20 protein-coding genes and 1 tRNA gene are annotated in these 18,669 nt (G+C 70.6%); 13 read left to right on the forward strand and 8 right to left on the reverse strand.

Going from position 1 to position 18,669, the window contains the following annotated elements:
* Positions 1 to 51: 51 nt before the first annotated feature.
* Both ACGF2Y_RS03970 and ACGF2Y_RS03975 read left to right on the forward strand, forming a co-directional pair.
* A tRNA-Ser gene (locus tag ACGF2Y_RS03970) sits at positions 52 to 138 on the forward strand.
* A 459-nt stretch (positions 139 to 597) separates the two neighbouring features.
* A complete protein-coding gene (locus tag ACGF2Y_RS03975) occupies positions 598 to 975 on the forward strand; it encodes a hypothetical protein (RefSeq protein WP_392943046.1) in 378 nt (125 codons plus the stop codon).
* Between the two features lie 87 nt (positions 976 to 1,062).
* Here ACGF2Y_RS03975 and ACGF2Y_RS03980 read toward each other — a convergent pair whose 3' ends face one another.
* The 5 genes from ACGF2Y_RS03980 to ACGF2Y_RS04000 form a co-directional block, all read right to left on the reverse strand.
* The gene (locus ACGF2Y_RS03980; protein ID WP_392943048.1) at positions 1,063 to 1,929 is read right to left on the reverse strand and encodes a GNAT family N-acetyltransferase; all 867 of its coding nucleotides are present in this window, start codon (positions 1,927 to 1,929) and stop codon (positions 1,063 to 1,065) included.
* An 88-nt stretch (positions 1,930 to 2,017) separates the two neighbouring features.
* On the reverse strand, positions 2,018 to 2,182 hold the full coding sequence (locus tag ACGF2Y_RS03985) for a hypothetical protein (protein WP_392943050.1): 165 nt from the start codon (positions 2,180 to 2,182) through the stop codon (positions 2,018 to 2,020).
* A complete protein-coding gene (locus ACGF2Y_RS03990; RefSeq protein ID WP_392943052.1) occupies positions 2,179 to 3,303 on the reverse strand; it encodes a radical SAM protein in 1,125 nt (374 codons plus the stop codon). The genes ACGF2Y_RS03985 and ACGF2Y_RS03990 overlap by 4 nt, the downstream gene beginning before the upstream one ends.
* A 193-nt stretch (positions 3,304 to 3,496) precedes the next feature.
* On the reverse strand, positions 3,497 to 3,826 hold the full coding sequence (locus tag ACGF2Y_RS03995; protein WP_392943054.1) for a hypothetical protein: 330 nt from the start codon (positions 3,824 to 3,826) through the stop codon (positions 3,497 to 3,499).
* A complete protein-coding gene (locus ACGF2Y_RS04000) occupies positions 3,826 to 4,026 on the reverse strand; it encodes a hypothetical protein (protein WP_392943056.1) in 201 nt (66 codons plus the stop codon). Before ACGF2Y_RS04000 ends, ACGF2Y_RS03995 begins: the two co-directional genes overlap by 1 nt.
* A 123-nt stretch (positions 4,027 to 4,149) precedes the next feature.
* Between ACGF2Y_RS04000 and ACGF2Y_RS04005 the strand changes: the two genes are divergently transcribed.
* From ACGF2Y_RS04005 to ACGF2Y_RS04015, 3 genes are all read left to right on the forward strand, one after another.
* Complete coding sequence (locus ACGF2Y_RS04005) at positions 4,150 to 5,553, forward strand: XRE family transcriptional regulator (RefSeq protein ID WP_392943058.1); 1,404 nt, start codon at positions 4,150 to 4,152, stop codon at positions 5,551 to 5,553.
* Positions 5,550 to 6,359 (forward strand): class I SAM-dependent methyltransferase, encoded by an 810-nt coding sequence (locus ACGF2Y_RS04010; protein ID WP_392943060.1) that lies wholly within the window; start codon positions 5,550 to 5,552, stop codon positions 6,357 to 6,359. Before ACGF2Y_RS04005 ends, ACGF2Y_RS04010 begins: the two co-directional genes overlap by 4 nt.
* A 322-nt stretch (positions 6,360 to 6,681) precedes the next feature.
* The gene (locus ACGF2Y_RS04015) at positions 6,682 to 7,596 is read left to right on the forward strand and encodes a MerR family transcriptional regulator (RefSeq protein ID WP_392943062.1); all 915 of its coding nucleotides are present in this window, start codon (positions 6,682 to 6,684) and stop codon (positions 7,594 to 7,596) included.
* Positions 7,597 to 7,718: 122 nt separating this feature from the next.
* Here the strand turns inward: ACGF2Y_RS04015 and ACGF2Y_RS04020 are convergent, their stop codons facing one another.
* The 3 genes from ACGF2Y_RS04020 to ACGF2Y_RS04030 form a co-directional block, all read right to left on the reverse strand.
* Entirely contained in the window at positions 7,719 to 8,351 is a 633-nt protein-coding gene (locus ACGF2Y_RS04020) for a hypothetical protein (RefSeq protein ID WP_392943064.1), read from the reverse strand.
* A gap of 75 nt (positions 8,352 to 8,426) precedes the next feature.
* Complete coding sequence (locus ACGF2Y_RS04025; protein ID WP_392943066.1) at positions 8,427 to 8,798, reverse strand: hypothetical protein; 372 nt, start codon at positions 8,796 to 8,798, stop codon at positions 8,427 to 8,429.
* A 136-nt stretch (positions 8,799 to 8,934) separates the two neighbouring features.
* Complete coding sequence (locus ACGF2Y_RS04030) at positions 8,935 to 9,873, reverse strand: bifunctional DNA primase/polymerase (RefSeq protein WP_392943068.1); 939 nt, start codon at positions 9,871 to 9,873, stop codon at positions 8,935 to 8,937.
* 335 nt (positions 9,874 to 10,208) lie between these two features.
* Between ACGF2Y_RS04030 and ACGF2Y_RS04035 the strand changes: the two genes are divergently transcribed.
* The 8 genes from ACGF2Y_RS04035 to ACGF2Y_RS04070 all read left to right on the forward strand — a co-directional run bounded on the left by ACGF2Y_RS04035 (position 10,209) and on the right by ACGF2Y_RS04070 (position 18,529).
* A complete protein-coding gene (locus tag ACGF2Y_RS04035; protein ID WP_392943070.1) occupies positions 10,209 to 10,523 on the forward strand; it encodes a hypothetical protein in 315 nt (104 codons plus the stop codon).
* A gap of 268 nt (positions 10,524 to 10,791) precedes the next feature.
* Positions 10,792 to 12,000, forward strand: coding sequence for an acyl-CoA dehydrogenase family protein (locus tag ACGF2Y_RS04040; protein WP_392943072.1), 1,209 nt, complete (start codon positions 10,792 to 10,794; stop codon positions 11,998 to 12,000).
* The gene (locus ACGF2Y_RS04045) at positions 11,997 to 13,130 is read left to right on the forward strand and encodes a bifunctional MaoC family dehydratase N-terminal/OB-fold nucleic acid binding domain-containing protein (RefSeq protein ID WP_392943074.1); all 1,134 of its coding nucleotides are present in this window, start codon (positions 11,997 to 11,999) and stop codon (positions 13,128 to 13,130) included. The genes ACGF2Y_RS04040 and ACGF2Y_RS04045 overlap by 4 nt, the downstream gene beginning before the upstream one ends.
* Before the next feature lies 1 nt (position 13,131).
* Complete coding sequence (locus ACGF2Y_RS04050; RefSeq protein WP_392943075.1) at positions 13,132 to 14,175, forward strand: acyl-CoA dehydrogenase family protein; 1,044 nt, start codon at positions 13,132 to 13,134, stop codon at positions 14,173 to 14,175.
* On the forward strand, positions 14,172 to 14,714 hold the full coding sequence (locus ACGF2Y_RS04055) for an acyl dehydratase (protein WP_392943077.1): 543 nt from the start codon (positions 14,172 to 14,174) through the stop codon (positions 14,712 to 14,714). The genes ACGF2Y_RS04050 and ACGF2Y_RS04055 overlap by 4 nt, the downstream gene beginning before the upstream one ends.
* Positions 14,711 to 15,877, forward strand: coding sequence for a lipid-transfer protein (locus ACGF2Y_RS04060; protein ID WP_392943079.1), 1,167 nt, complete (start codon positions 14,711 to 14,713; stop codon positions 15,875 to 15,877). Before ACGF2Y_RS04055 ends, ACGF2Y_RS04060 begins: the two co-directional genes overlap by 4 nt.
* A gap of 180 nt (positions 15,878 to 16,057) precedes the next feature.
* A complete protein-coding gene (locus ACGF2Y_RS04065) occupies positions 16,058 to 16,621 on the forward strand; it encodes a SigE family RNA polymerase sigma factor (protein WP_392943080.1) in 564 nt (187 codons plus the stop codon).
* Positions 16,622 to 16,876: 255 nt separating this feature from the next.
* Positions 16,877 to 18,529, forward strand: a complete 1,653-nt coding sequence (locus ACGF2Y_RS04070; RefSeq protein ID WP_392943082.1) for a long-chain fatty acid--CoA ligase — start codon at positions 16,877 to 16,879, stop codon at positions 18,527 to 18,529.
* Positions 18,530 to 18,669: the final 140 nt, after the last annotated feature.

Here is an 18,669-nt window from a genome sequence, read left to right on the forward strand (position 1 = left end):
CGCGGGCCTGACGGCCCATCGGCTTGCACAGCGACCGGACCATCGACGCGGGGTGGGTTGCCCGAGCGGCCTAAGGGAACGGTCTTGAAAACCGTCGTGGCAGCGATGTCACCGTGGGTTCAAATCCCACACCCACCGCAAGGCGAGAGAAGCAGCAGGTCAGAGGGCGGGTCTCCGGAACGGAGGCCCGCCCTCCGCGTCCGCCCTGCCTCACCCCGTGTCGCCTGTTTCCCGGCGTTGACCAGGGTGTGTGGGCCGTACGCGGGCCAGGTTCGGCCCTACTCCTCGGCGCGAAGGCCCAGCTCAACGAGCCGGTGGGCCGCAGCCGACCCGCCCTTGAGGAGCTTGTGACACCGATTCTTAGATCGGGGAGCACTCGTGCCCGTCTGGGAGTGACCTTGGCGGCAGCCGGAGCGGCTACTCCTGGCCGACCTCATGAGGGCTGTAGATCAGCAGGCGGCTGTGCCACTTCTGTGCCAGAACCAGCAGGGGCCACGATGTGTCGAGAGCTTCGAACGGGAGCCCGTGCAAGGTGTAAAAGTAGGGCAGAGCGGCGGTATCAAGTGCCTCTCATTTCGCATGTCCTAGGGGGCTCATATGTTCAGCAGTGGAAAGACCCTGAGCAGCTTCAAGGTCGGAGACAAGGTCACGGTCAGAGTGCCAAGCGACAGGCCGCTCTACCACCATGGGTCGCATGGGACCGTCGTCACCATCGGCACCAAGCGGGTCCACGTGAAGATGGATAGGGCCGCGTTCGAGAACCATGACGGGGAGGTTGCGAACTTCCTTCCCGCCGACCTGGATCCTGGGCATCTCGGTACCCCTCGAAGCTCAGAGCGGATGAACGACGCCTTCACCGCCTTCAAGCTGGCGGCTGGCACTGATCTCGTGGCCGTGGCGTTGGAGGCAAGGATCATCACCGCTGAGCAGGGTGAGCGGATCAAGACTGCATGGGCCAGCCACTTGGAGAGCTGACAAGTGCAGTCATCCCGCAGCTCAAGCCCTGCTCACGAAACGTGTCCAACAGGGTCAGCTGACCAGAAACGGCGGCGGGGTCCGGAGCTACGCCGACGTGGTGTGGGTGAAGCCGAGGGGGGCCAGCCCTTCGGATTGACACAGCCGATCTGAGGGACCGCCGACCTCGGTCTGGAGGAGTTGGTAGGCGGCGCCGTGGGACTGGCCCCAGTGCATCGCCGCCCGCCACAGGATGCGTCCCAGGCCTTGTCCTCGGGTCTTGGGGAGGAGGGCGAAGTACTGGGGCATGAGCTGGGCGCGCCCGATCGCGTCGGGGCGGACTTCCATGGGGCCGATCGCGCCCACGATGTGGTCCTCGACTGCGGCGGCGAGGACCGGGCCGCAGCGGCCGGTCTGCATCTGAGTGTGGAGGAAGGTCAGGCCGTCGGTGGCCATCGCCTCGGCGAACGGGGTGAAGGTCTCCTGCACGGCGATCGGCCAGTCGGTGACAGGGCGGACCGGGCCGTCCGGGGCGAGGCAGGGGCCAGCGGTGAAGTCCTTCAGCTGGACGCGGGTGCCGCGCGGGTGTGTGGTCTCGGGGCCGAGGGGGCGTACGACCCGGGCGCCCGCCACGTCGTGCGCGGCGGCGAGCCTGGCGGCCAGCTCGGCGGCCTCCTCCACGACGCTGTCGCGGAGCCCGTAGGCGAAGACCTTCACGGTGCCGCGTCCACGCCGGCTCAGAGTGGGGATGAGGGTGTGCTCGCGCTGGTGCACCACGTCGTCGCGTAGGACTTTCTCGTCCTTCTCGCCGCCCCAGCGCCGGTCCTTGTCGTACGGAAGGAAGTGCCCGGTGTCGGCCGCTCGCAGGGTGTCCTCGAAGATGCCGACGCTCAGGGCGTCGGGGTGGACGGGACCGAGAGTCGGCACGATCGGTGCGGTCAGTACGGGCCGGAGCCAGTCCCAGCGGAAGAACATGTGCGGCACCCTAGCGGTGGGCCGGGCAGGGCTCAGGCCCCGACGCGAGCTCGCCGAGGCCTGAACGGAGTTGACCGGACCGTGTCGGTCAGTGGGGGTTGTCGTCCCCGGCGTCGCAGGAGCACTCCGCGCTCTCCACGATCACGTCGAGGTCCTGGACGGCGGTGATCGACGCGGTCGCGACGGGCGGGGCGGCGCGGCGGACCGAGGCGGGCGGGCCGGGGAGGATGGTCACCGGGACGGGCGGGGTCATGAGGCGTTCTCCTTGTCTCCGTGCTGGCAGTAGCTGTGCAGCGGTGCCTTGGCCTCCTGGTAGTGCTTGGCCAGGGGGCGGCAGACCCGGCAGGTGCCGGACAGGGCGCAGCCTTCGCACCCACCGGTGCGAAGCATGAGGCGGTCGGCGATGGCGCCGAGCCGGGTGAGGCCGTCGATGCCTTCGGCCATGAGGTCGATCTGGTCGTCGCGGCCGACTTTGCAGATCGACACCTTGGCGTGTGGGTCGGCGTGGAAGAAGGTGTGTCCCGCGTTGCAGCCGGCGAACGGCGTGCGCTGGCGCAGGTGGGCGGCGGACTGGGCGAGCAGAGGCTCACCGCCGCCGTAGATCGTGGGCGTCATGTTCGTGTACGCGTGGTTCTCGACGTTCCACTCGTCGGCGAGGGCGGCCATCTCGTCGGCCTCGGAGGCGTTGTCCTCGGTCACCACGACGTTGATACGCAGCGGCAAGCCCGCCTCGCGTGCGGCGTCGATGCCGCGCCGGAACGCCTTCCACGCGCCACGGCGCTGGGTGAGTGTGTCGAAGGATTCCTCGCTCGTCCCGTACATGCTGACGACCAGCCGGTAGGGCGGGCAGTCGCGGAAGAGTTTGAGGAGGTCCGGCCGCCAGAGCAGCGAGCCGTTGGTGGAGATGGTGAGCATCATCCCGGCCTGCCAGGCGTACTGGTACGCGCCCTGGAAGTGGGGGTCCATGGTGGGCTCGCCGCCGGTGATCTGGAGCCAGAGGACACCGGCCTCGCGCATGATGTCAAGGAGTCGCACCTTGTCCTCCCAGCCGAGGCCGGAGAACGGGCGCTCGCCGAGGTAGCAGTGCTTGCAGCCGAAGTTGCAGCCGAGGTTGATCTCCCAGGACGCCCGGCAGTATCCGTACGGGGACGGCTCGCGCACCAGCACGATGCCCTGCGCGGGCCGGCCGCCCAGGTCCAGGCCCCACATGTCGGCGGCGGCCTGCACCGCCCAGGCGGGAAGCGACTCACCGTCGGTGGCGGCCTGGCGCAGGCCCTCGAAGTGGTCGGCGGAGATGCGGGCGCCGGCCCTTGCTCCCGGATTGAGGAGAAGGTGCCCGTCGAGGAACGGGGAGGCGATCAGAGCGTGGGCCATCGGTGGCCCTCCTTCCGGATCACGGAGCGGGACAGCACACGGGACTCCTGGCGGCCGGCGCGGCAGTGGATCTCGCCAAGCCCGTTGCAGGTGCCGCAGGTTCTGCCGGACGAATTGGCGCCGCTGCCACCGCAGTCCCCGCACTGTTCGTTGCGAGGCGAGCGAGGGCGCCAGGTCTTGTGCGGGCTCGCGATCAGTTGGTGCACGAGACCTCCTCCAGGGAGTCTTCCCAGGTGTGCTGCTTGGCGTGGTCGGCGAACAGACAGCAGCCCTCACCGTCAGGCCCCGGGGCGGCCACCGGGCAGTCCGGCAGTACGACGAGTTCCGCCTCGTCCGTCCCGTGCCAGCGGAGCCAGAGCGCGGTCCCGTATGCGCCGGCGTCGGTGAGGAGACCGAAGTGCTCACCCTCGTCGTGCGCGGACAGCTGGCACTGCACGGCCCTGTCGATGTACGGGGCGGCCGACTTCTCCCGCGCTTCCCGTGCCAGGTCGAGGGGCACCCCGCGCCAGTGCGCGCACCGCATCACGACACCATCCGGAAGGACGCGACGGCGTTCTGCTCCTGCTTCGAGCACCGGGGGCAGACGCAGGGCGGGTAGCGGCCCGGGTTCTCCGGGACCACCGGGTCCTCGCCCACGCGTACCTTCGTGAGAGGCCCCCACGTCTGGCCGGAGTCACGGGAGACCCGCAACGTCATCCGTACGTCGTCCTGTCCGTTCGCCATGGTCAGGAGCATCGCGATCCGCGGGCCCGGCCAGAAAGGCCAAGCGGGTTACCCAACTTGGGTAACATCACCCTCGGTTGACCAAGTGCAGCGATCCGTAGTCCTCCTGCCGGAGCGTGCCCGATGCCCGAGCCATCTCGCTCGAAGGAACTCCCGGTCAGCCTGCTCACGGACCCAGTGATGATCGAGGCATGCCAGGCCAGAGACTTCGGCCGTATCTTTCAGCTGGTCAAGGCACGAGCAGGCATCTATCCATCGATGATCGCGCGCCGCTGCGACCTCACCCCGAGCCGCGTGGGCGAGGTGATCGCCGGACGGCGGCAGTTGCTGCACATGGACGTGATCGAACGGATCTCGGACGGGCTACGCATCCCCGGACACATGCTCGGCCTTGCCCGGCGCTCCTGGGAGACGCCATCCAGCCGGACGGTCACGCCCCGCGAAGCGGCCCAGGTGCCGACCTCAGCCGTCGAGGCGCTGGTTGCCGGACTACCGGGGGCGGACGAAGATGCCCGATCCCCAGCCGCCGATACGGAACTCTCTGCCAGGCTCGCTCGTCACGCGGCGGAGACCAACGTCAACACGCTCGTACTGGAGCAGTTCGATGCTGATGTCGACCGACTTGCCCGGGACTTCGTCAGCCGGCCGCTCCCTCTTCTGATCCCGGAGATTCGCACAGCTCAGGGTGGAGTGTTCCAGTTGCTGGGGGGCCGACAGCGCCCCAGTCAGACCCGTCACCTGTACGTGGTTGCGGGGTGGCTATCCGGTCTTGCGGCCCATGTGTCGCTTGACCTGGGGGACCGCTCCGCCGCAGCTACACATGTCCGTGCTGTGGTGCAGTGCGCGGAGATCTCGGAGCACTCACCGTTACGCGCATGGGCACGGTCGTTCCAGTCACTGGCCGCTTACTGGGCGGGGGACTACCGGCGGGCAGGAGACCTCGCGCAGGCCGGGCAGAGCGAGGTGCGAGGCCCCGGTACGGGAACAATCAGGGCTCGGTTGCTCAGTTTGGAGGCACGGGCCCGGGCAGCCGAAGGGGACAACCACAGTGCGCTGAGGGTACTTGCACTGGCCCATGAGGCACGAGGTGATGCGGGACCCGACGAGTTGCCTGGGGTCTTCTCGTTCCCCGAGGCCAAGCAGTGGGCCTACGCCGGGACCACCCTGTTGGCCGTCGGGGGCGACGAGCAGATCCGGCACGCTATAAGCGCGTCCAATCGTGCCGTGGAGCTGTACCAGGCCGGGCCGGAAGGCGACCGCTCCCCCGGCGATCTACAGGCCGCCCATCTGGACCTGGCCACGGCCTACCTTGCCAGCGGTGACGTCGAGGGAGCCGGTGCGAAGCTCTCGGAGGTGTTCGGTGCCGAGGGTTACACGGCGAGTATCACCATCAGGCTTCGCAATCTGGCCGCGCTCCTCGGAAGCGATCCGTACCGTGGCGCACAGTCGGCAGTCGATCTCCGCGCGCACATTCACGAGGTGACCGTCCGGCCCGCTCTCGCCGGCAACCCTACGGAGCCCCGATGACCGCCCAGCCCACACATGATCATTTGGTCACCGATCGAAGCCTTCTCTCCACCAAGGCGTACGGCACGGGTCAGCACCTGGCCGCCCGTCAGTCCCTCTACCAATGGCAGACCCCGAGCCACGACCTTCCGGGCATCGTCGTCAACGAACTGGCCGACGTACGCGGTGTGGTCGCTGACGTGGGTTGCGGTAACGGGAAGTTCGTCGTTCGGGTGCGGGACGACCGTCCCGACCTGAACGTGCTGCCCATGGACGTCTCGCACGGCATTCTCGGCGCCATCCCCGGAGCGGTCGTCGCGGACGTCCAACAGTTGCCCATTGCGGATGGAGCCCTCGGTGCGGTTCTTGCGCTGCACATGCTGTACCACGTCGAGGATCAGGTCCAGGCCGTAAGGGAGTTTGGCCGCGTACTGGCACCCGGCGGCATCGCGATTGTCTCCACGAACAGTCAGACCGACAAGCGAGAACTGGAGCACCTTTGGCGCCAGGCCGCAGGCGATGTGCTTGGCGTCCAAGAGGGCCCGGCCCGAGTGCAGTTGTCCGCCCGCTTCACTCTGGAGGACGCGCCAGCGATCCTCGGTACGGTCTTCGGCGAGATCCGCACGATCCCCCTTCCCGGGGTGATCGAGGTGACCGACGCTGAACCGGTCGTCGCGCACTTGGCCTCGTACGAAGCCTGGGCCGACAAGATGGGCGTTCCGTTCCGGGAGACGATCGAGCGCGCGCGGGAGCGGGTCAACGAGACCATTCAGGCAGAGGGCGCTTTCCGCGTCACTTGTCTTGGCGGCATGCTCGTCTGCCGATGAGCCCTGCTGACTCGTACCCCTGCGCGTCGCTGCCCTGTGGCGCGAGTCACCGTGGGTTCAAATCCCACACCCACCGCAAGGTGAGAGAAGTAGCAGGTCAGAGTGCGGGTCTCCGGAACGGGGGCTCCGCTCTCCGCGTTCACCCTGCCTCACCCCGTGTCGCCTGTTTCCCGGTGTTGACCAGGGTGTGTGGGTCGTACGTGGGCCAGGTTCGGCCCTGCTTCTCGGCGCGAACCTGCGGCGGAGTGTCTCGGGTTGCACCTCCCGTAGCGGTATGTGGTCCGGTGGGCTTACCTCCCGCCCACTGAGGAAGGCCCTGCTCATGCATTCGTCCTTCATCCCGCCACGGCAGGTCAAGATCGGTGACGCGGCGGCCTTCGTCGGCACCACACCGCGGGCGATCCGTCACTACCACGAGATCGGCCTGCTCCCCGAGCCCGGGCGGGGCAGCGACGACCGCCGTCGCTACGGCTACGAAGACATGATCCGGCTGCTGTGGATCCGCAGGATGGCCGACGCCGGGATCGCCCTGGACGACATCCGTGACGCCTTCGCCGACACGGCTTTCGCCGGTGCCGACAGCGGCGACGGCATCGCGAGGATCCTGGAACAGCTGGAGGAAACCCTCGTCGCCCAGGAAGCAGAACTGCGGCGGCAACGCACTGCCGTGCAGCGCATGCGTACCGAGGGAAGCAGGATGGGACTGCTCTCCGACTTCGTCACCAGCCGCCTCAAGAGCCTGCCCGAAGGCTCCCTGCGCCAGGAGGAACTGGACAGCCTGCTGGTCACCGAGCGGATCTTCGGCCCGCTCGGTGCGGCCGTCCAGGCCACCCGCTTCGTCGCCCTGGCCACCCACCCGGTCCTGCGGAAGGAGTCCGACGGTGTTGATGCCGCCGAGGAGACACTCGATGACATGATCGCCGTCGATGACCCCCGCGTGGCCCGGGTGGCTGCCGAACGGCACGCCTTCGAAAAGGCGCTGCACGCCGTTATCGAGGATTCCGGCCTGGCGGAGAGCGACGACGTGCTCTTCGATTCCTGGGACGCTTTGCACCCCGTGTGGTTCAACGGGAGTGGGCCGGGGAGCAAGGACCATCTCGCCATCGAGCCCGAGACCGGCCTGTGCACCGCTGTCGCCCTCACTGCCGGAGCCGGGCCGGAGGACCACCAAGCCGCCGTGGGCCTGGACCCGATCGCCGAGGAGGACGAGCCGGTTCACGCCTTCGGCGAGACGTGAGGCCGCGGGCTCTTCTGGAGTTCCACTTCGATGCTGATCGGTACGACGCCGAGTCGGCACGTGTGTGGGCGACGACCGGGCGGCCGGGTGAGGCGTAGGGCTGGGGCGATTGGCCCTCCGGGCTACTCCGCCGGGACCGGGCCGAGTGCGCCGAGGACGGCGGGGGCGTCCTTCCTCCGCGTGACGACGAGGACCGGTACGCCGTCGTCCTCGCATTCCAGGACCACCGCCCGGCCGTCGTAGTCGGGGCGGCCCGTGGGGTCCGTCAGATAGGGCGGGCGGATGCGGAGCGGGGTCAGGGTACGCGGGGCGGCCTTGCGGTGGAAGACGCCGGTGGGGTCGGGGGGCGTGGCCAGGATGCCGGGGCCCGCGATCAGATAGCCGGCGTCGCTCGCGTACGGGACCTCGCCCATGATCAGGCCGGGGAAGCGCACCTCCTCGGTCAGCGCGGACGGTTCCAGCACGATCGTGTCGTCGCCGCGGTGGCGCCGGTGCAGGAACGGGGCGGCCAGGGCGTAGACCGCCAGCACCACCAGGCCGGCCAGGCCCGTCAGTTGCAACGCATCGCCGATGTTGTCGCTGTTCCAGGCAGCCATCGCGCTGAACAGGACCAGGAACGTGCCGCCGGACATCGTGAGGCCGACCTGCCAGGGGAACGCCCGGGGTGAGCGCCTGCTGCTCCAGGCCGTCGCGGCCGCGGCCGTCAGGAGCATCGCCCCGAAGACACCGAGGAGCAGACCGATGGCGAAGGGCATCCGGAAGGCTTCGCGCGGGTCCGCGTTCGTGTAGCGGCGGTCGGATCCGATGTCGACGTACCGGATCTGATCCGCTCAGTAAGTGACCTCGACAGCCGCTCGCGGGCGGGCGGCCGGGAGCCGTTCCGGATTGCTCTCGATCCGGGTGCGGGTGGACGTCCCGTCGGCCTCGGTGATGTACAGCCAGTACGACGGCGTCTTGCGCATCGTCTCCTTCTCGGTGCGGTCGATCACCGCCTTGACCGTCCGCAGGCAGTCGGAATCGCCTTCGCGGGGGTCCGTGCACGCGGTCGCCGTGGTGAAAGCCCGCTCGTGCTCGCGGGCGCTCGGTGTGGTGAGGAGCAGCAGCCAGGCCGCGACCAGGGAGAACAGGACGCCTGCTGCAAGGTAGGCGCTTATCGGCCCACGGCGCGCAGGGGCTGCCTCATGGCTCGGTGTCGGGGTCACCTCCGCATTCTGTGCCGGTGAGAGCGGAAACGGCATGGGTGATGCCTGCATGCCCTGCGGCTCCTTGCTGCCGGGAAACGGCAGCAACGGGAAGCTGCCGGCCCTCACCCGGCGAGAACACCGTCAGTCCGCGCCGTCAGTCTCCCCGCCCCGAGGCCAGCCGTGCCGCCGAGGCGATCGCGGCGCGGGCCTCGTGTTCCGGGAGTCCGGTGCGGACGGCTGCGGCGGTGAGCGCGTCCGCCAGGGCGTCGCCGAAGCCGTCTTCGTAGGCGCGGCAGGCCGCCCAGAACAGGCGGGTGTTGCGCTGGCCTTCGTGGGCGGCCAGGACGAACTGCACCAGGCCCTCTCCGCGACGGGCCGCGGCGGCCGGTGCGTCGGCGCCCGATGCGCCGGTGGCCGGTCCGGACGCGGTACCCGAGGTCGGTCCCGTACCCGTGCGTGCGGCGCGGCCCGGCGGCGGGGTCAGCAGGCGGAGCAGGGCGCGGGGGCAGGGGGCCGGGGTGAGGTGGGCGGTGCCGGAGGCCAGGCGGTAGCGACCGTGGGCGGTGACCGAGCCGGGGCCGACCAGGTAGCCGCCGCTGCCGCGGATGTCGATGCCCGGGGCGAGGCGGCCGGCGGAGTTGGGGACCGTCGCATCGGCGGGGCCGGTCAGCCAGAGGTGGCGGCCGCCGGACGGGGTGAGCACCGTGACGGTCGGCGGGATGGTGAACAGGTGCTGGAGGGCCAGCTGCCGGAGCGCGCCCGCCGCATCGCTGCCGTACGCGGGGCCGACGTCCAGGTCGATGCCGATCAGGCGGTGCGGGGCGCGTCCGCAGGCGATGCCGTAGCCGGTGGCCCGGGGCGCGGCGGCGAAGAGGGCGCGGACGGCCGCGGGGTCGGTGGTGGCGTCGTGCACCCCGTGTCCCGGCAGCCCGCACTCTCCCCGGCAGTGCGCAGGCGGCTGCTCGCCCCGGTGCGGGGAGCGCAGGGCGGGGAGCTTGGTGGCGGAGAGAGGGAAGACGGGCAGGCCGCGCCGGGCGGCGGCCAGGGCGTGGGCGAGGGCCAGGGTGGGGGTCTGCCGGTCGAGGGTGGCCATGGAGCCATTTTCGTACACGCGTTCGAAGAAGGGAAGGGGAGGGTGGGAGGCGGGGTGGGGGGCGTCCCGGATGCGTCGTGTGGCGGAACGCTTCTTCCCGGGCGCCCCAACGGGGTGTCGGGTTCGCCTCGCCGGTCTGGACTATCGCGTGGCATAGGAGGTTTATCGGCTCTTCGTCATACGTGAGGGGGAATGGGGAGGTGATGAGGGGTTCGCCGGGGATGTGCTGGGCAACTCTGGTCTCGCGACGTTGTGAACAGCACCGGGGTGGTCGGCCAACTCCCCCGGAACCAGCCGAATATGAAGCCGCAATTCCGTTTCCTGGAGGAAATGACATGGCAAGTATCCGTACCGCTCGTGCCCTCGCCGCTTTCGCCGCTCTGCCCCTGACCATCGCGCTCTGCGGCGGGGTCGCCATGGCGGACAACGGCTCCTTCGCGAACGACGGATCGAACGCGGCGGTGGCGACGGTCGGCGGCAGCGGTGTCGCCGGCAGCAACTCCGGAAACTCGTCCACGACCCAGCAGCAGGCCGTCGGCGCGGGCGCGTCGAACCAGAACACGTCCGCCCAGGTGAGCAACTCGGCCTTCGTGCCGATCGACCAGTCGGACCACAGCGTCGCGGTGAACTTCACGCCCTTCTTCTGGTGACCCTACCCAGGTGACGCGGTCGTCGGGACCTCCCGGGGGGTGGGTTCCGGCGGGCCGGACGGTAGCCCGCGCGACGGCACTTCGGTGTCCTCGTGCGGGCTGCCTCCGTCTTGACAGGCGGCCATATCTGACGGACAGTCAGAAATGTTGGAGCGTGGCGCGGACAACCGCCGGTCGTCGGAAGGCCGAAGGGTCGGAAGGCCGGGAGACCGGGAGGCCGTCGGGAGCGCTCCGGCGTTCTGATTCCGCAGCTCTGGAGGCCACTCCCGTGCATCTCGCTCCGACGGAACGCCAGCAGCGGCTCCGTGCCGAACTCCGTTCGTATTTCCGTGCGCTGATGTCCGATGCGGCGGACAGCCGGAAGGGCGAGGACGGAGGCGGGGGCGGAGGCGGGGGTGCCGGGCAGGACCCGGGCGAGCAGCGGCGGCTGCTCCGCCGGATCGGCCTCGACGGTCTGCTCGGTCTCGGCTGGCCCGAGGAGTACGGCGGCCGGGGCCGGGGCCCCGACGAGCAGTTCGTCTTCTTCGACGAGGCGTACCGGGCCGGCGCCCCCGTCTCCATGGTCACGCTCAACACCGTCGGACCGACCCTGATGGCGTACGGGACCGAGGAGCAGAAGGCGTACTTCCTGCCCCGCATCCTCGGCGGCGACCTCGTCTTCGCGATCGGCTACAGCGAGCCCGAGGCCGGTACGGACCTGGCGGCGCTGCGGACCCGTGCCGTGCGGGACGGCGACGACTGGGTCATCGACGGCCAGAAGATCTTCACCAGCAACGCCCAGCAGGCGGACTGGATCTGGCTCGCCTGCCGTACGGATCCCGAGGCTCCCAAGCACCGCGGCATCTCGATCATCCTGGTGCCCACCGACGACCCCGGTTTCTCCTGGACGCCGATCGAGACCGTGGGCGGGCTGACCACGACGGCCACCTATTACGACGGCGTACGCGTCCCCGCCACGAACCTCGTCGGTGCCGAGCACGAGGGCTGGAAGCTCATCACCAGCCAGCTCAACCACGAACGCGTCGCCCTGGCCGCCATCGGCATGCAGGCCGAGGATTTCTACGAGGAGGCGCTCGCCCACGCCCGTACCCCCGATGCCCTGACCGGGCGCCGCCGGATCGACGAGCCGTGGGTGCGCGCCCGGCTCGCGGAGGCGTACGCCCGGCTCGCCGCGACGCGCCTGCTGAACTGGCGGCTGGTCGACGCCGTCGGCGCCGGTGCACCGGCCCCCGGAGAGGCCAGCGGTGTGAAGTTCGCGGGCACCGAGAGCGCGGTCGAGGTCTACCGGATGTGCCAGGAGGCCGTCGGGGACGCCGCTCTGCTCCGGGCCGGTTCTTCCGGCTGCTTCGGGCCCGGCGGCGAGCTGGAGCGGATGAACCGTGCCGCGCAGATCAACACCTTCGGGGGCGGCGTCGGCGAGGTGCAGCGCGAGATCGTCGCGACGGCCCGGCTCGGGATGACCCGGGGCAAGCGATGAGCGGGCGGGGCCCCGAAGGGCGGGATCCCGAAGGGCATGACGTCCCGGATCAGCTGTACGAGCGGCTCAGCGCCTATGAAGGCCGCGCTGCCGCGACCGGGGGCCGGGGCAAGGACCCGGTCAACGCGCCGATGATCCGGCACTGGTGCGAGGCGATGGGCGACACCTCGGCGGCCTACCGGGGCCCGGACGCCGTCGCCCCGCCGACGATGCTCCAGGCATGGACGATGGGCGGGCTCTCCGGGCACACGGACGGTGAGGGCGGTACGGACCTCAATAGCGGTACGGACGGTGAGGGTGGCCCCCACACCCCGCGCACCCCGCGCGGCCCGGACGCCCCGCCGGGCGGCCCGGACGGTACCGACAGCCCGGACAGCCCGGACAGCCCGGACAGCCCGGACAGCCCGGACAGTACGGCCCGCTCGGCGGCGTACGACGAAATGTTCGCGCTGCTCGACGGCGGCGGCTACACCTCCGTCGTCGCGACCGACTGCGAGCAGGAGTACCTGCGACCGCTGTGCCCCGGCGACCGGATCACCTTCGACACGGTCATCGAGTCCGTCTCCCCGCGCAAGACGACCAAGCTCGGCACCGGCTACTTCGTCACGACCCGCACAGACGTGCACGCCGACGGCGAACCGGCCGGGACGCACCGCTTCCGCATCCTCAAGTACCGCCCCGTACGACGGAACCAGGCGGCAGCGCAGGAACCGCCCCCGCGTCCCCGGCCCGTGATCAACCGGGACAACGCCGGGTTCTGGGCCGGCGTCGCCGGACACCGGCTGCTGATCCAGCGCTGCGTGGACTGCTCGGTCCTGCGCCTGCCCTGGCTGCCCGGCTGCAACGCCTGCGGCGGCCCGGACTGGGACACGGTCGAGGCGAGCGGGGAAGGCAGGGTCTTCAGCCATGTCGTGATGCACCACCCGCCGTTCCCCGCCTTCAGCCCCTCCGGCGAGGGCGGACCGTATGCCGTCGCGCTGATCGAGCTGGCCGAAGGCGTCCGCATCGTCAGCAACGTCATCGGTGTGCCGTACGACAAGGTCCGCGTCGGCATGCCCGTACACCTGGAGTTCCTCCGTACGGACCCCGACCTGGAACTGCCGGTCTTCCGGGCGAGCGAAGGCGGTTGAGATGGACTTCACCCCGAGCGAGGAGCAGTCCGCAGCACAGGGCCTGGCCGCGCGGATCTTCGGTGACCTGTCCACGCACGAGCGGCTGGCGGCGGCCGGTACGGGCACGGACGCGGAGCTGTGGAAGGAGCTGTGCGCGGCGGGACTGCCCGGCGCGGTCGAGGACATCGGGCTGCTCGGCCTCGTCCTGCTCCTGGAGGAACAGGGTCGCACCACCGCCCAGGTCCCGTTGGCGGCGACCTGTGCGTACGGGCTGCTCGCCGTCGCCGAGCACGGCACGGCCGAGCAGCGCGAGCGCCTGCTCCCCGGCCTGCGCGACGGTACGGCGGTGGCGACGGGCGCGTTCCCGGCGCGGGGCGGCGTACACGCGTCGGGCGGTGCGCTGTACGGGGACATGCCCTGGGTGCCCTGGCTGCGCGACGCCACCCAGGTGCTGGTCGCGGATGCCGACCGGGTCCTGTGGATCGTCGGGGCGGGCGCGCCGGGCGTCGCCGTGGTGCCGGTCGAGACGACCGCGCCCTGGTCGGCGGGGCGGCTCGTCCTCGACGGCGTACGCGGGGAGCGCCTCGGTGACGGGCCGGGGCCGTACGCGGCGGTCCTCGCCCTGGCCCGTACCGCTTTCGCGGGCCTTCAGGCCGGGGTGTGCGCCGGCTCGCTCGCCCGCGCGGTCCACCACACCGTCACCCGTGAGCAGTTCGGGCGCCCGCTCTCCACCAACCAGGGCGTCCTGCTCCGCGCCGCCGACGCCCATATGGACACCGAGTCGATCCGGGTCACCGCGTACGAGGCGGCCTGGCGGCGGGACCGGCAACTGGACTACGGGGCACAGGCGCTGACCGCCGCCTGGTGGGCATCGGAGGCGGGCAAGCGGGTCGTCCACACGGGCCAGCACCTGCACGGCGGCACCGGAGCCGACCTCGACCACCCGGTCCACCGGCACTTCCTCTGGGGTCGCCAGCTCGACGCGTACCTCGGCTGCGGCAGCGAAGTCCTGGAGGAGCTGGGCCGGCTGCTCGCGCGATCCGAGAGCGAGGGGGCGGCATGAGGGGCGAGCGCGGCACGGCCCACCGGGTCGGCGACGAGCTGCCGCCCCTGGAGATCCCGCTGACCCGGACCCTGATCGTCGCCGGGGCCATCGCCTCCCGCGACTACCAGGACGTGCACCACGACGCGGAACTGGCCCGGGAGAAGGGCTCCCCCGACATCTTCATGAACATCCTCACCACCAACGGGCTCGTGGGCCGCTACATCACCGATCACTTCGGCCCCACCGCCGTCCTCCGCAAGGTCGCGATCCGCCTCGGCGCCCCCAACCACCCGGGGGACGTCATGCGGTTGACCGGCCGCATCACCGCACTCGCCGCCGAGGACCCCGCTGCGGTACCCGCCGAGGACCCGGCTGCGGATCCCACCGGTGATCCTGCCGGTGATCCGGCCGGGGATCCCGCCGCCGATTCCGCCGGGGATCCCATCGCTTATCCCGTACGGGCAACGGTCGAGGTCACCGGCGACAACGGCATCGGCCGCCACGTCACCGGCACGGTCACCGTCACCCTCCCGCGGAAAGGCATAAGCGGAACATGAGCATCCGCAGGGCCGACTCGCTCGGCGGGAAGGCGGCGATCGTCGGCATCGGGGCCACCGAGTTCTCCAAGGACTCCGGCCGCAGCGAACTGAAGCTGGCCGTCGAGGCCGTCCGCGCCGCACTCGACGACGCGGGCCTCACCCCCGCCGACGTGGACGGGCTCGTCACCTTCACCATGGACACCAGCCCCGAGATCACCGTCGCCCAGGCCGCCGGGATCGGCGAGCTGTCGTTCTTCTCCCGGATCCACTACGGCGGCGGCGCGGCCTGCGCCACCGTGCAGCAGGCCGCCCTCGCGGTGGCGAGCGGCGTCGCGGACGTCGTCGTCTGCTACCGGGCCTTCAACGAGCGTTCCGGCCGCCGCTTCGGCTCCGGCGTCCAGCGGCGCGAGCCCACCGCCGAGGGCACGGCGCTCGGCTGGAACCTGCCGTACGGGCTGCTCACCCCGGCCTCCTGGGTGGCGATGGCGGCCCAGCGCTATCTGCACACCTACGGCCTCGACCCGGAGGTCTTCGGGCATGTGGCGGTGGTCGACCGGCGGCACGCGGCGCGGAACCCGGCGGCGTACTTCCACGGGAAGCCGATCACGCTCGCCGACCACGCCGCCTCCCGCTGGATCGTCGAACCGTTGCGGCTGCTCGACTGCTGCCAGGAGACGGACGGCGGCCAGGCCCTCGTCGTCACCGGCCTGGAGCGCGCCCGCGACCTGCCCCGGCCGCCCGCCGTCGTCGTCGCGGCTGCGCAGGGCGCGGGCCGGTCGCAGGAGCAGATGACGAGCTTCTACCGGGACGGGCTGACGGGTCTGCCGGAGACCGCCGTGGTCGCCCGGCAGCTCTGGCGCAGCTCCGGGCTGACCCCGGCCGACATCGACGTGGGCATCCTCTACGACCACTTCACCCCGTTCGTCCTGATGCAGCTGGAGGAGTTCGGTTTCTGCGGTCCCGGCGAGGCCGGGGACTTCGTCGCGGCGGACGCCCTGCCCCTGAACACCCATGGGGGTCAGCTGGGGGAGGCGTACCTCCATGGGATGAACGGCATCGCGGAGGCCGTCCGGCAGATCCGGGGCACCTCGGTGAACCAGGTGGCGGGGGCGGCGAGGTCGCTGGTCACGGCCGGTACGGGCGTCCCGACGTCGGGCCTGGTCCTCGGCACGGACGGCTGAACGGCGGCGCCCGGCCCCGGGGGCGTCCGGGGGGCTCTCGGGGCTGGACCCTGACGGCCGCGCCGAGGGCCGTCCACCTTCAGGAGGTGCGCGGCGCTCGAGCCCTACAACCTGAGGCGGACGGTGCTTCGGGACCTGGGGGCGATCCCCTCGGCGCTGCTCGCTCCTAGCGTTGAGTACATGACCACGCCAGTCTGCACGGGCGCCTCCAGGGCGGCCTCTGCCACCGCCGCCGGCCACCCCCACGCGCCCTACGCGTCGTTCTCCTCGTACGTACGGGCCCGTGGACCTGTCCTGCTGCGTACCGCCCGCTCGCTCACCGCGAACCCATGCGACGCGGAGGACCTGCTGCAGACCGCGCTCGCCAAGACGTACGTCGCGTGGGAGCGGATCGAGGACCACCGGGCGCTGGACGGTTATGTGCGCCGCGCGCTGATGAACACCCGCACCTCGCAGTGGCGCAAGCGCAAGGTCGACGAGTTCGCCTGCGAGGAGCTGCCCGAGCGGGAGACCCTCCCGGCGCCGGACCCGGCCGAGCAGCAGTCGCTGCACGACGCGATGTGGCGAGCGGTGCTCAAGCTCCCGGACCGCCAGCGCGCGATGGTCGTCCTGCGCTACTACGAGGACCTGAGCGAGGCCCAGACGGCGGAGGTCCTCGGGGTGTCGATCGGTACGGTCAAGAGCGCCGTCTCCCGTGCCCTCGGCAAGCTCCGCGAGGACCCGGAGCTGACGCCGGTCCGCTGATCCGGACGACCCGGCACGCGCCCCCACACCCGAAGCCCCTACAGGGCCCCTACAGGCAAGGCCCCCGCAAGGCCCCCCCGCAAGGCCCCCGCAAGGCCCCCGCAAGGCCGCGCAAGGCCCCCGACACGGGGCTGTCCACACGGCCCCGGGCATGGCTCCTGGCAGGAATTTTCCCGCGAGTAGTGACATACCACGTGGTATGCGCGCAGAATCAGCGGAACCTTACTGCCGCGTAGCGCCTACCGGGAGGACGCCGTGCTGAGCACCATGCAGGACGTACCGCTGACTGTCACCCGCATCCTGCACCACGGGATGACGATCCATGGGAAGTCGCAGGTCACGACCTGGACCGGCGAACCCGAGCCGCATCGTGTCACCTTCGCCGAGATCGGAGCACGCGCCACCCGGCTGGCCAACGCGCTGCGCGACGAGCTGGGCGTCGAAAGCGATCAGCGGGTGGCCACGCTCATGTGGAACAACTCGGCGCATGTCGAGGCATACCTCGCGATTCCCTCCATGGGGGCCGTGCTCCACACCCTCAACCTCCGGCTGCCGCCCGAGCAGCTCGCCTGGATCGTCAACCACGCGGACGACAAGGTGGTGATCGTCAACGGCTCGCTGCTGCCGCTCCTCGTGCCGCTGCTGCCCCACCTGCCGGGCATCGAGCACGTCGTCGTGTCCGGCCCCGGGGACCGTTCGGGCCTCGCCGGCGTCGCGCCGCGCGTGCACGAGTACGAGGAACTGATCGCGGGCCGCCCCACCACGTACGACTGGCCGGAGCTGGACGAACGCCAGGCCGCGGCCATGTGCTACACCTCCGGCACCACGGGCGACCCCAAGGGCGTCGTCTACTCGCACCGCTCGATCTACCTGCACTCGATGCAGGTCAACATGACCGAGTCGATGGGGCTGACCGACAAGGACACCACCCTCGTCGTCGTCCCCCAGTTCCATGTGAACGCCTGGGGTCTGCCGCATGCCACGTTCATGAGCGGCGTCAACATGCTCATGCCGGACCGCTTCCTGCAGCCCGCCCCGCTCGCCGACATGATCGAGCGCGAGCGCCCGACGCACGCGGCCGCGGTCCCCACCATCTGGCAGGGCCTCCTCGCCGAGGTCACCGCCAACCCCCGCGACCTCACCTCCATGGCCAACGTGACCATCGGCGGCGCGGCCTGTCCGCCCTCGCTGATGGAGGCGTACGACAAGCTCGGCGTCCGGCTCTGCCACGCCTGGGGCATGACGGAGACCTCGCCGCTGGGCACCATGGCCCACCCGCCCGCCGGGCTGAGCGACGAGGAGCAGTGGCCGTACCGGGTCACCCAGGGCCGGTTCCCCGCCGGAGTCGAGGCGCGGCTGGTCGGCCCCGGTGGCGAACACCTTCCGTGGGACGGCGAGTCGGCCGGTGAGCTGGAGGTCCGGGGCCCCTGGATCGCCGCCGCCTACTACGGCGGGGCCGACGGCGAGCACCTGCGTCCCGAGGACAAGTTCAGCGAGGACGGCTGGCTGAAGACCGGCGACGTCGGCGTGATCAGCACCGACGGCTACCTCACCCTCACCGACCGGGCCAAGGACGTCATCAAGTCGGGCGGTGAGTGGATCTCCAGCGTCGAGCTGGAGAACGCGCTGATGGCCCACCCGGATGTCGCGGAGGCGGCCGTCGTCGCCGTGCCGGACGAGAAGTGGGGCGAGCGGCCGCTCGCGACCGTCGTTCTCAAGGAGGGCGCCGCCGGAACCGACTACGAGGCGCTGAAGGCGTTCCTCGCCGAGTCGGGCATCGCCAAGTGGCAGCTGCCGGAGCGCTGGTCGGTGATCGACGCCGTGCCGAAGACGAGTGTCGGCAAGTTCGACAAGAAGGTGATCCGCAGGCAGTACGCGGAAGGCGAGCTGGACGTCACCCAGCTCTGACCCAGCTCTGGCCCTGCTCTGGCTCAGCTTCGACCCTTCGGGCCGGATGTTTCACGTGAAACAGGGCGGGTGCGGTACGGAACTCCGTACCGCACCCGCCCTGTTCCGCATTCCGGCGTTGTGCATCCTTCGGATGCCGG

Origin of the sequence: Streptomyces sp. NPDC048142 (genome assembly GCF_043202835.1) — a bacterium.
Classification (GTDB): Bacteria; Actinomycetota; Actinomycetes; order Streptomycetales; family Streptomycetaceae; genus Streptomyces.

Excerpts from the sequence above, each read along its gene's own strand:
- ACGF2Y_RS04030 (WP_392943068.1), bottom strand. The coding sequence starts at position 9,873 with ATGGCCACCCTCGACCGGCAGACCCCCACCCTGGCCCTCGCCCACGCC.
- ACGF2Y_RS04015 (WP_392943062.1), top strand. The coding sequence starts at position 6,682 with ATGCATTCGTCCTTCATCCCGCCACGGCAGGTCAAGATCGGTGACGCG.
- ACGF2Y_RS04000 (WP_392943056.1), bottom strand. The coding sequence starts at position 4,026 with ATGGCGAACGGACAGGACGACGTACGGATGACGTTGCGGGTCTCCCGT.
- ACGF2Y_RS04050 (WP_392943075.1), top strand. The coding sequence starts at position 13,132 with ATGGACTTCACCCCGAGCGAGGAGCAGTCCGCAGCACAGGGCCTGGCC.
- ACGF2Y_RS03985 (WP_392943050.1), bottom strand. The coding sequence starts at position 2,182 with ATGACCCCGCCCGTCCCGGTGACCATCCTCCCCGGCCCGCCCGCCTCG.
- ACGF2Y_RS04055 (WP_392943077.1), top strand. The coding sequence starts at position 14,172 with ATGAGGGGCGAGCGCGGCACGGCCCACCGGGTCGGCGACGAGCTGCCG.
- ACGF2Y_RS04020 (WP_392943064.1), bottom strand. The coding sequence starts at position 8,351 with ATGCCCTTCGCCATCGGTCTGCTCCTCGGTGTCTTCGGGGCGATGCTC.
- ACGF2Y_RS04005 (WP_392943058.1), top strand. The coding sequence starts at position 4,150 with ATGCCCGAGCCATCTCGCTCGAAGGAACTCCCGGTCAGCCTGCTCACG.
- ACGF2Y_RS04035 (WP_392943070.1), top strand. The coding sequence starts at position 10,209 with ATGGCAAGTATCCGTACCGCTCGTGCCCTCGCCGCTTTCGCCGCTCTG.
- ACGF2Y_RS03995 (WP_392943054.1), bottom strand. The coding sequence starts at position 3,826 with ATGCGGTGCGCGCACTGGCGCGGGGTGCCCCTCGACCTGGCACGGGAA.
- ACGF2Y_RS03980 (WP_392943048.1), bottom strand. The coding sequence starts at position 1,929 with ATGTTCTTCCGCTGGGACTGGCTCCGGCCCGTACTGACCGCACCGATC.
- ACGF2Y_RS03990 (WP_392943052.1), bottom strand. The coding sequence starts at position 3,303 with ATGGCCCACGCTCTGATCGCCTCCCCGTTCCTCGACGGGCACCTTCTC.
- ACGF2Y_RS04065 (WP_392943080.1), top strand. The coding sequence starts at position 16,058 with ATGACCACGCCAGTCTGCACGGGCGCCTCCAGGGCGGCCTCTGCCACC.
- ACGF2Y_RS03975 (WP_392943046.1), top strand. The coding sequence starts at position 598 with ATGTTCAGCAGTGGAAAGACCCTGAGCAGCTTCAAGGTCGGAGACAAG.
- ACGF2Y_RS04045 (WP_392943074.1), top strand. The coding sequence starts at position 11,997 with ATGAGCGGGCGGGGCCCCGAAGGGCGGGATCCCGAAGGGCATGACGTC.
- ACGF2Y_RS04010 (WP_392943060.1), top strand. The coding sequence starts at position 5,550 with ATGACCGCCCAGCCCACACATGATCATTTGGTCACCGATCGAAGCCTT.
- ACGF2Y_RS04060 (WP_392943079.1), top strand. The coding sequence starts at position 14,711 with ATGAGCATCCGCAGGGCCGACTCGCTCGGCGGGAAGGCGGCGATCGTC.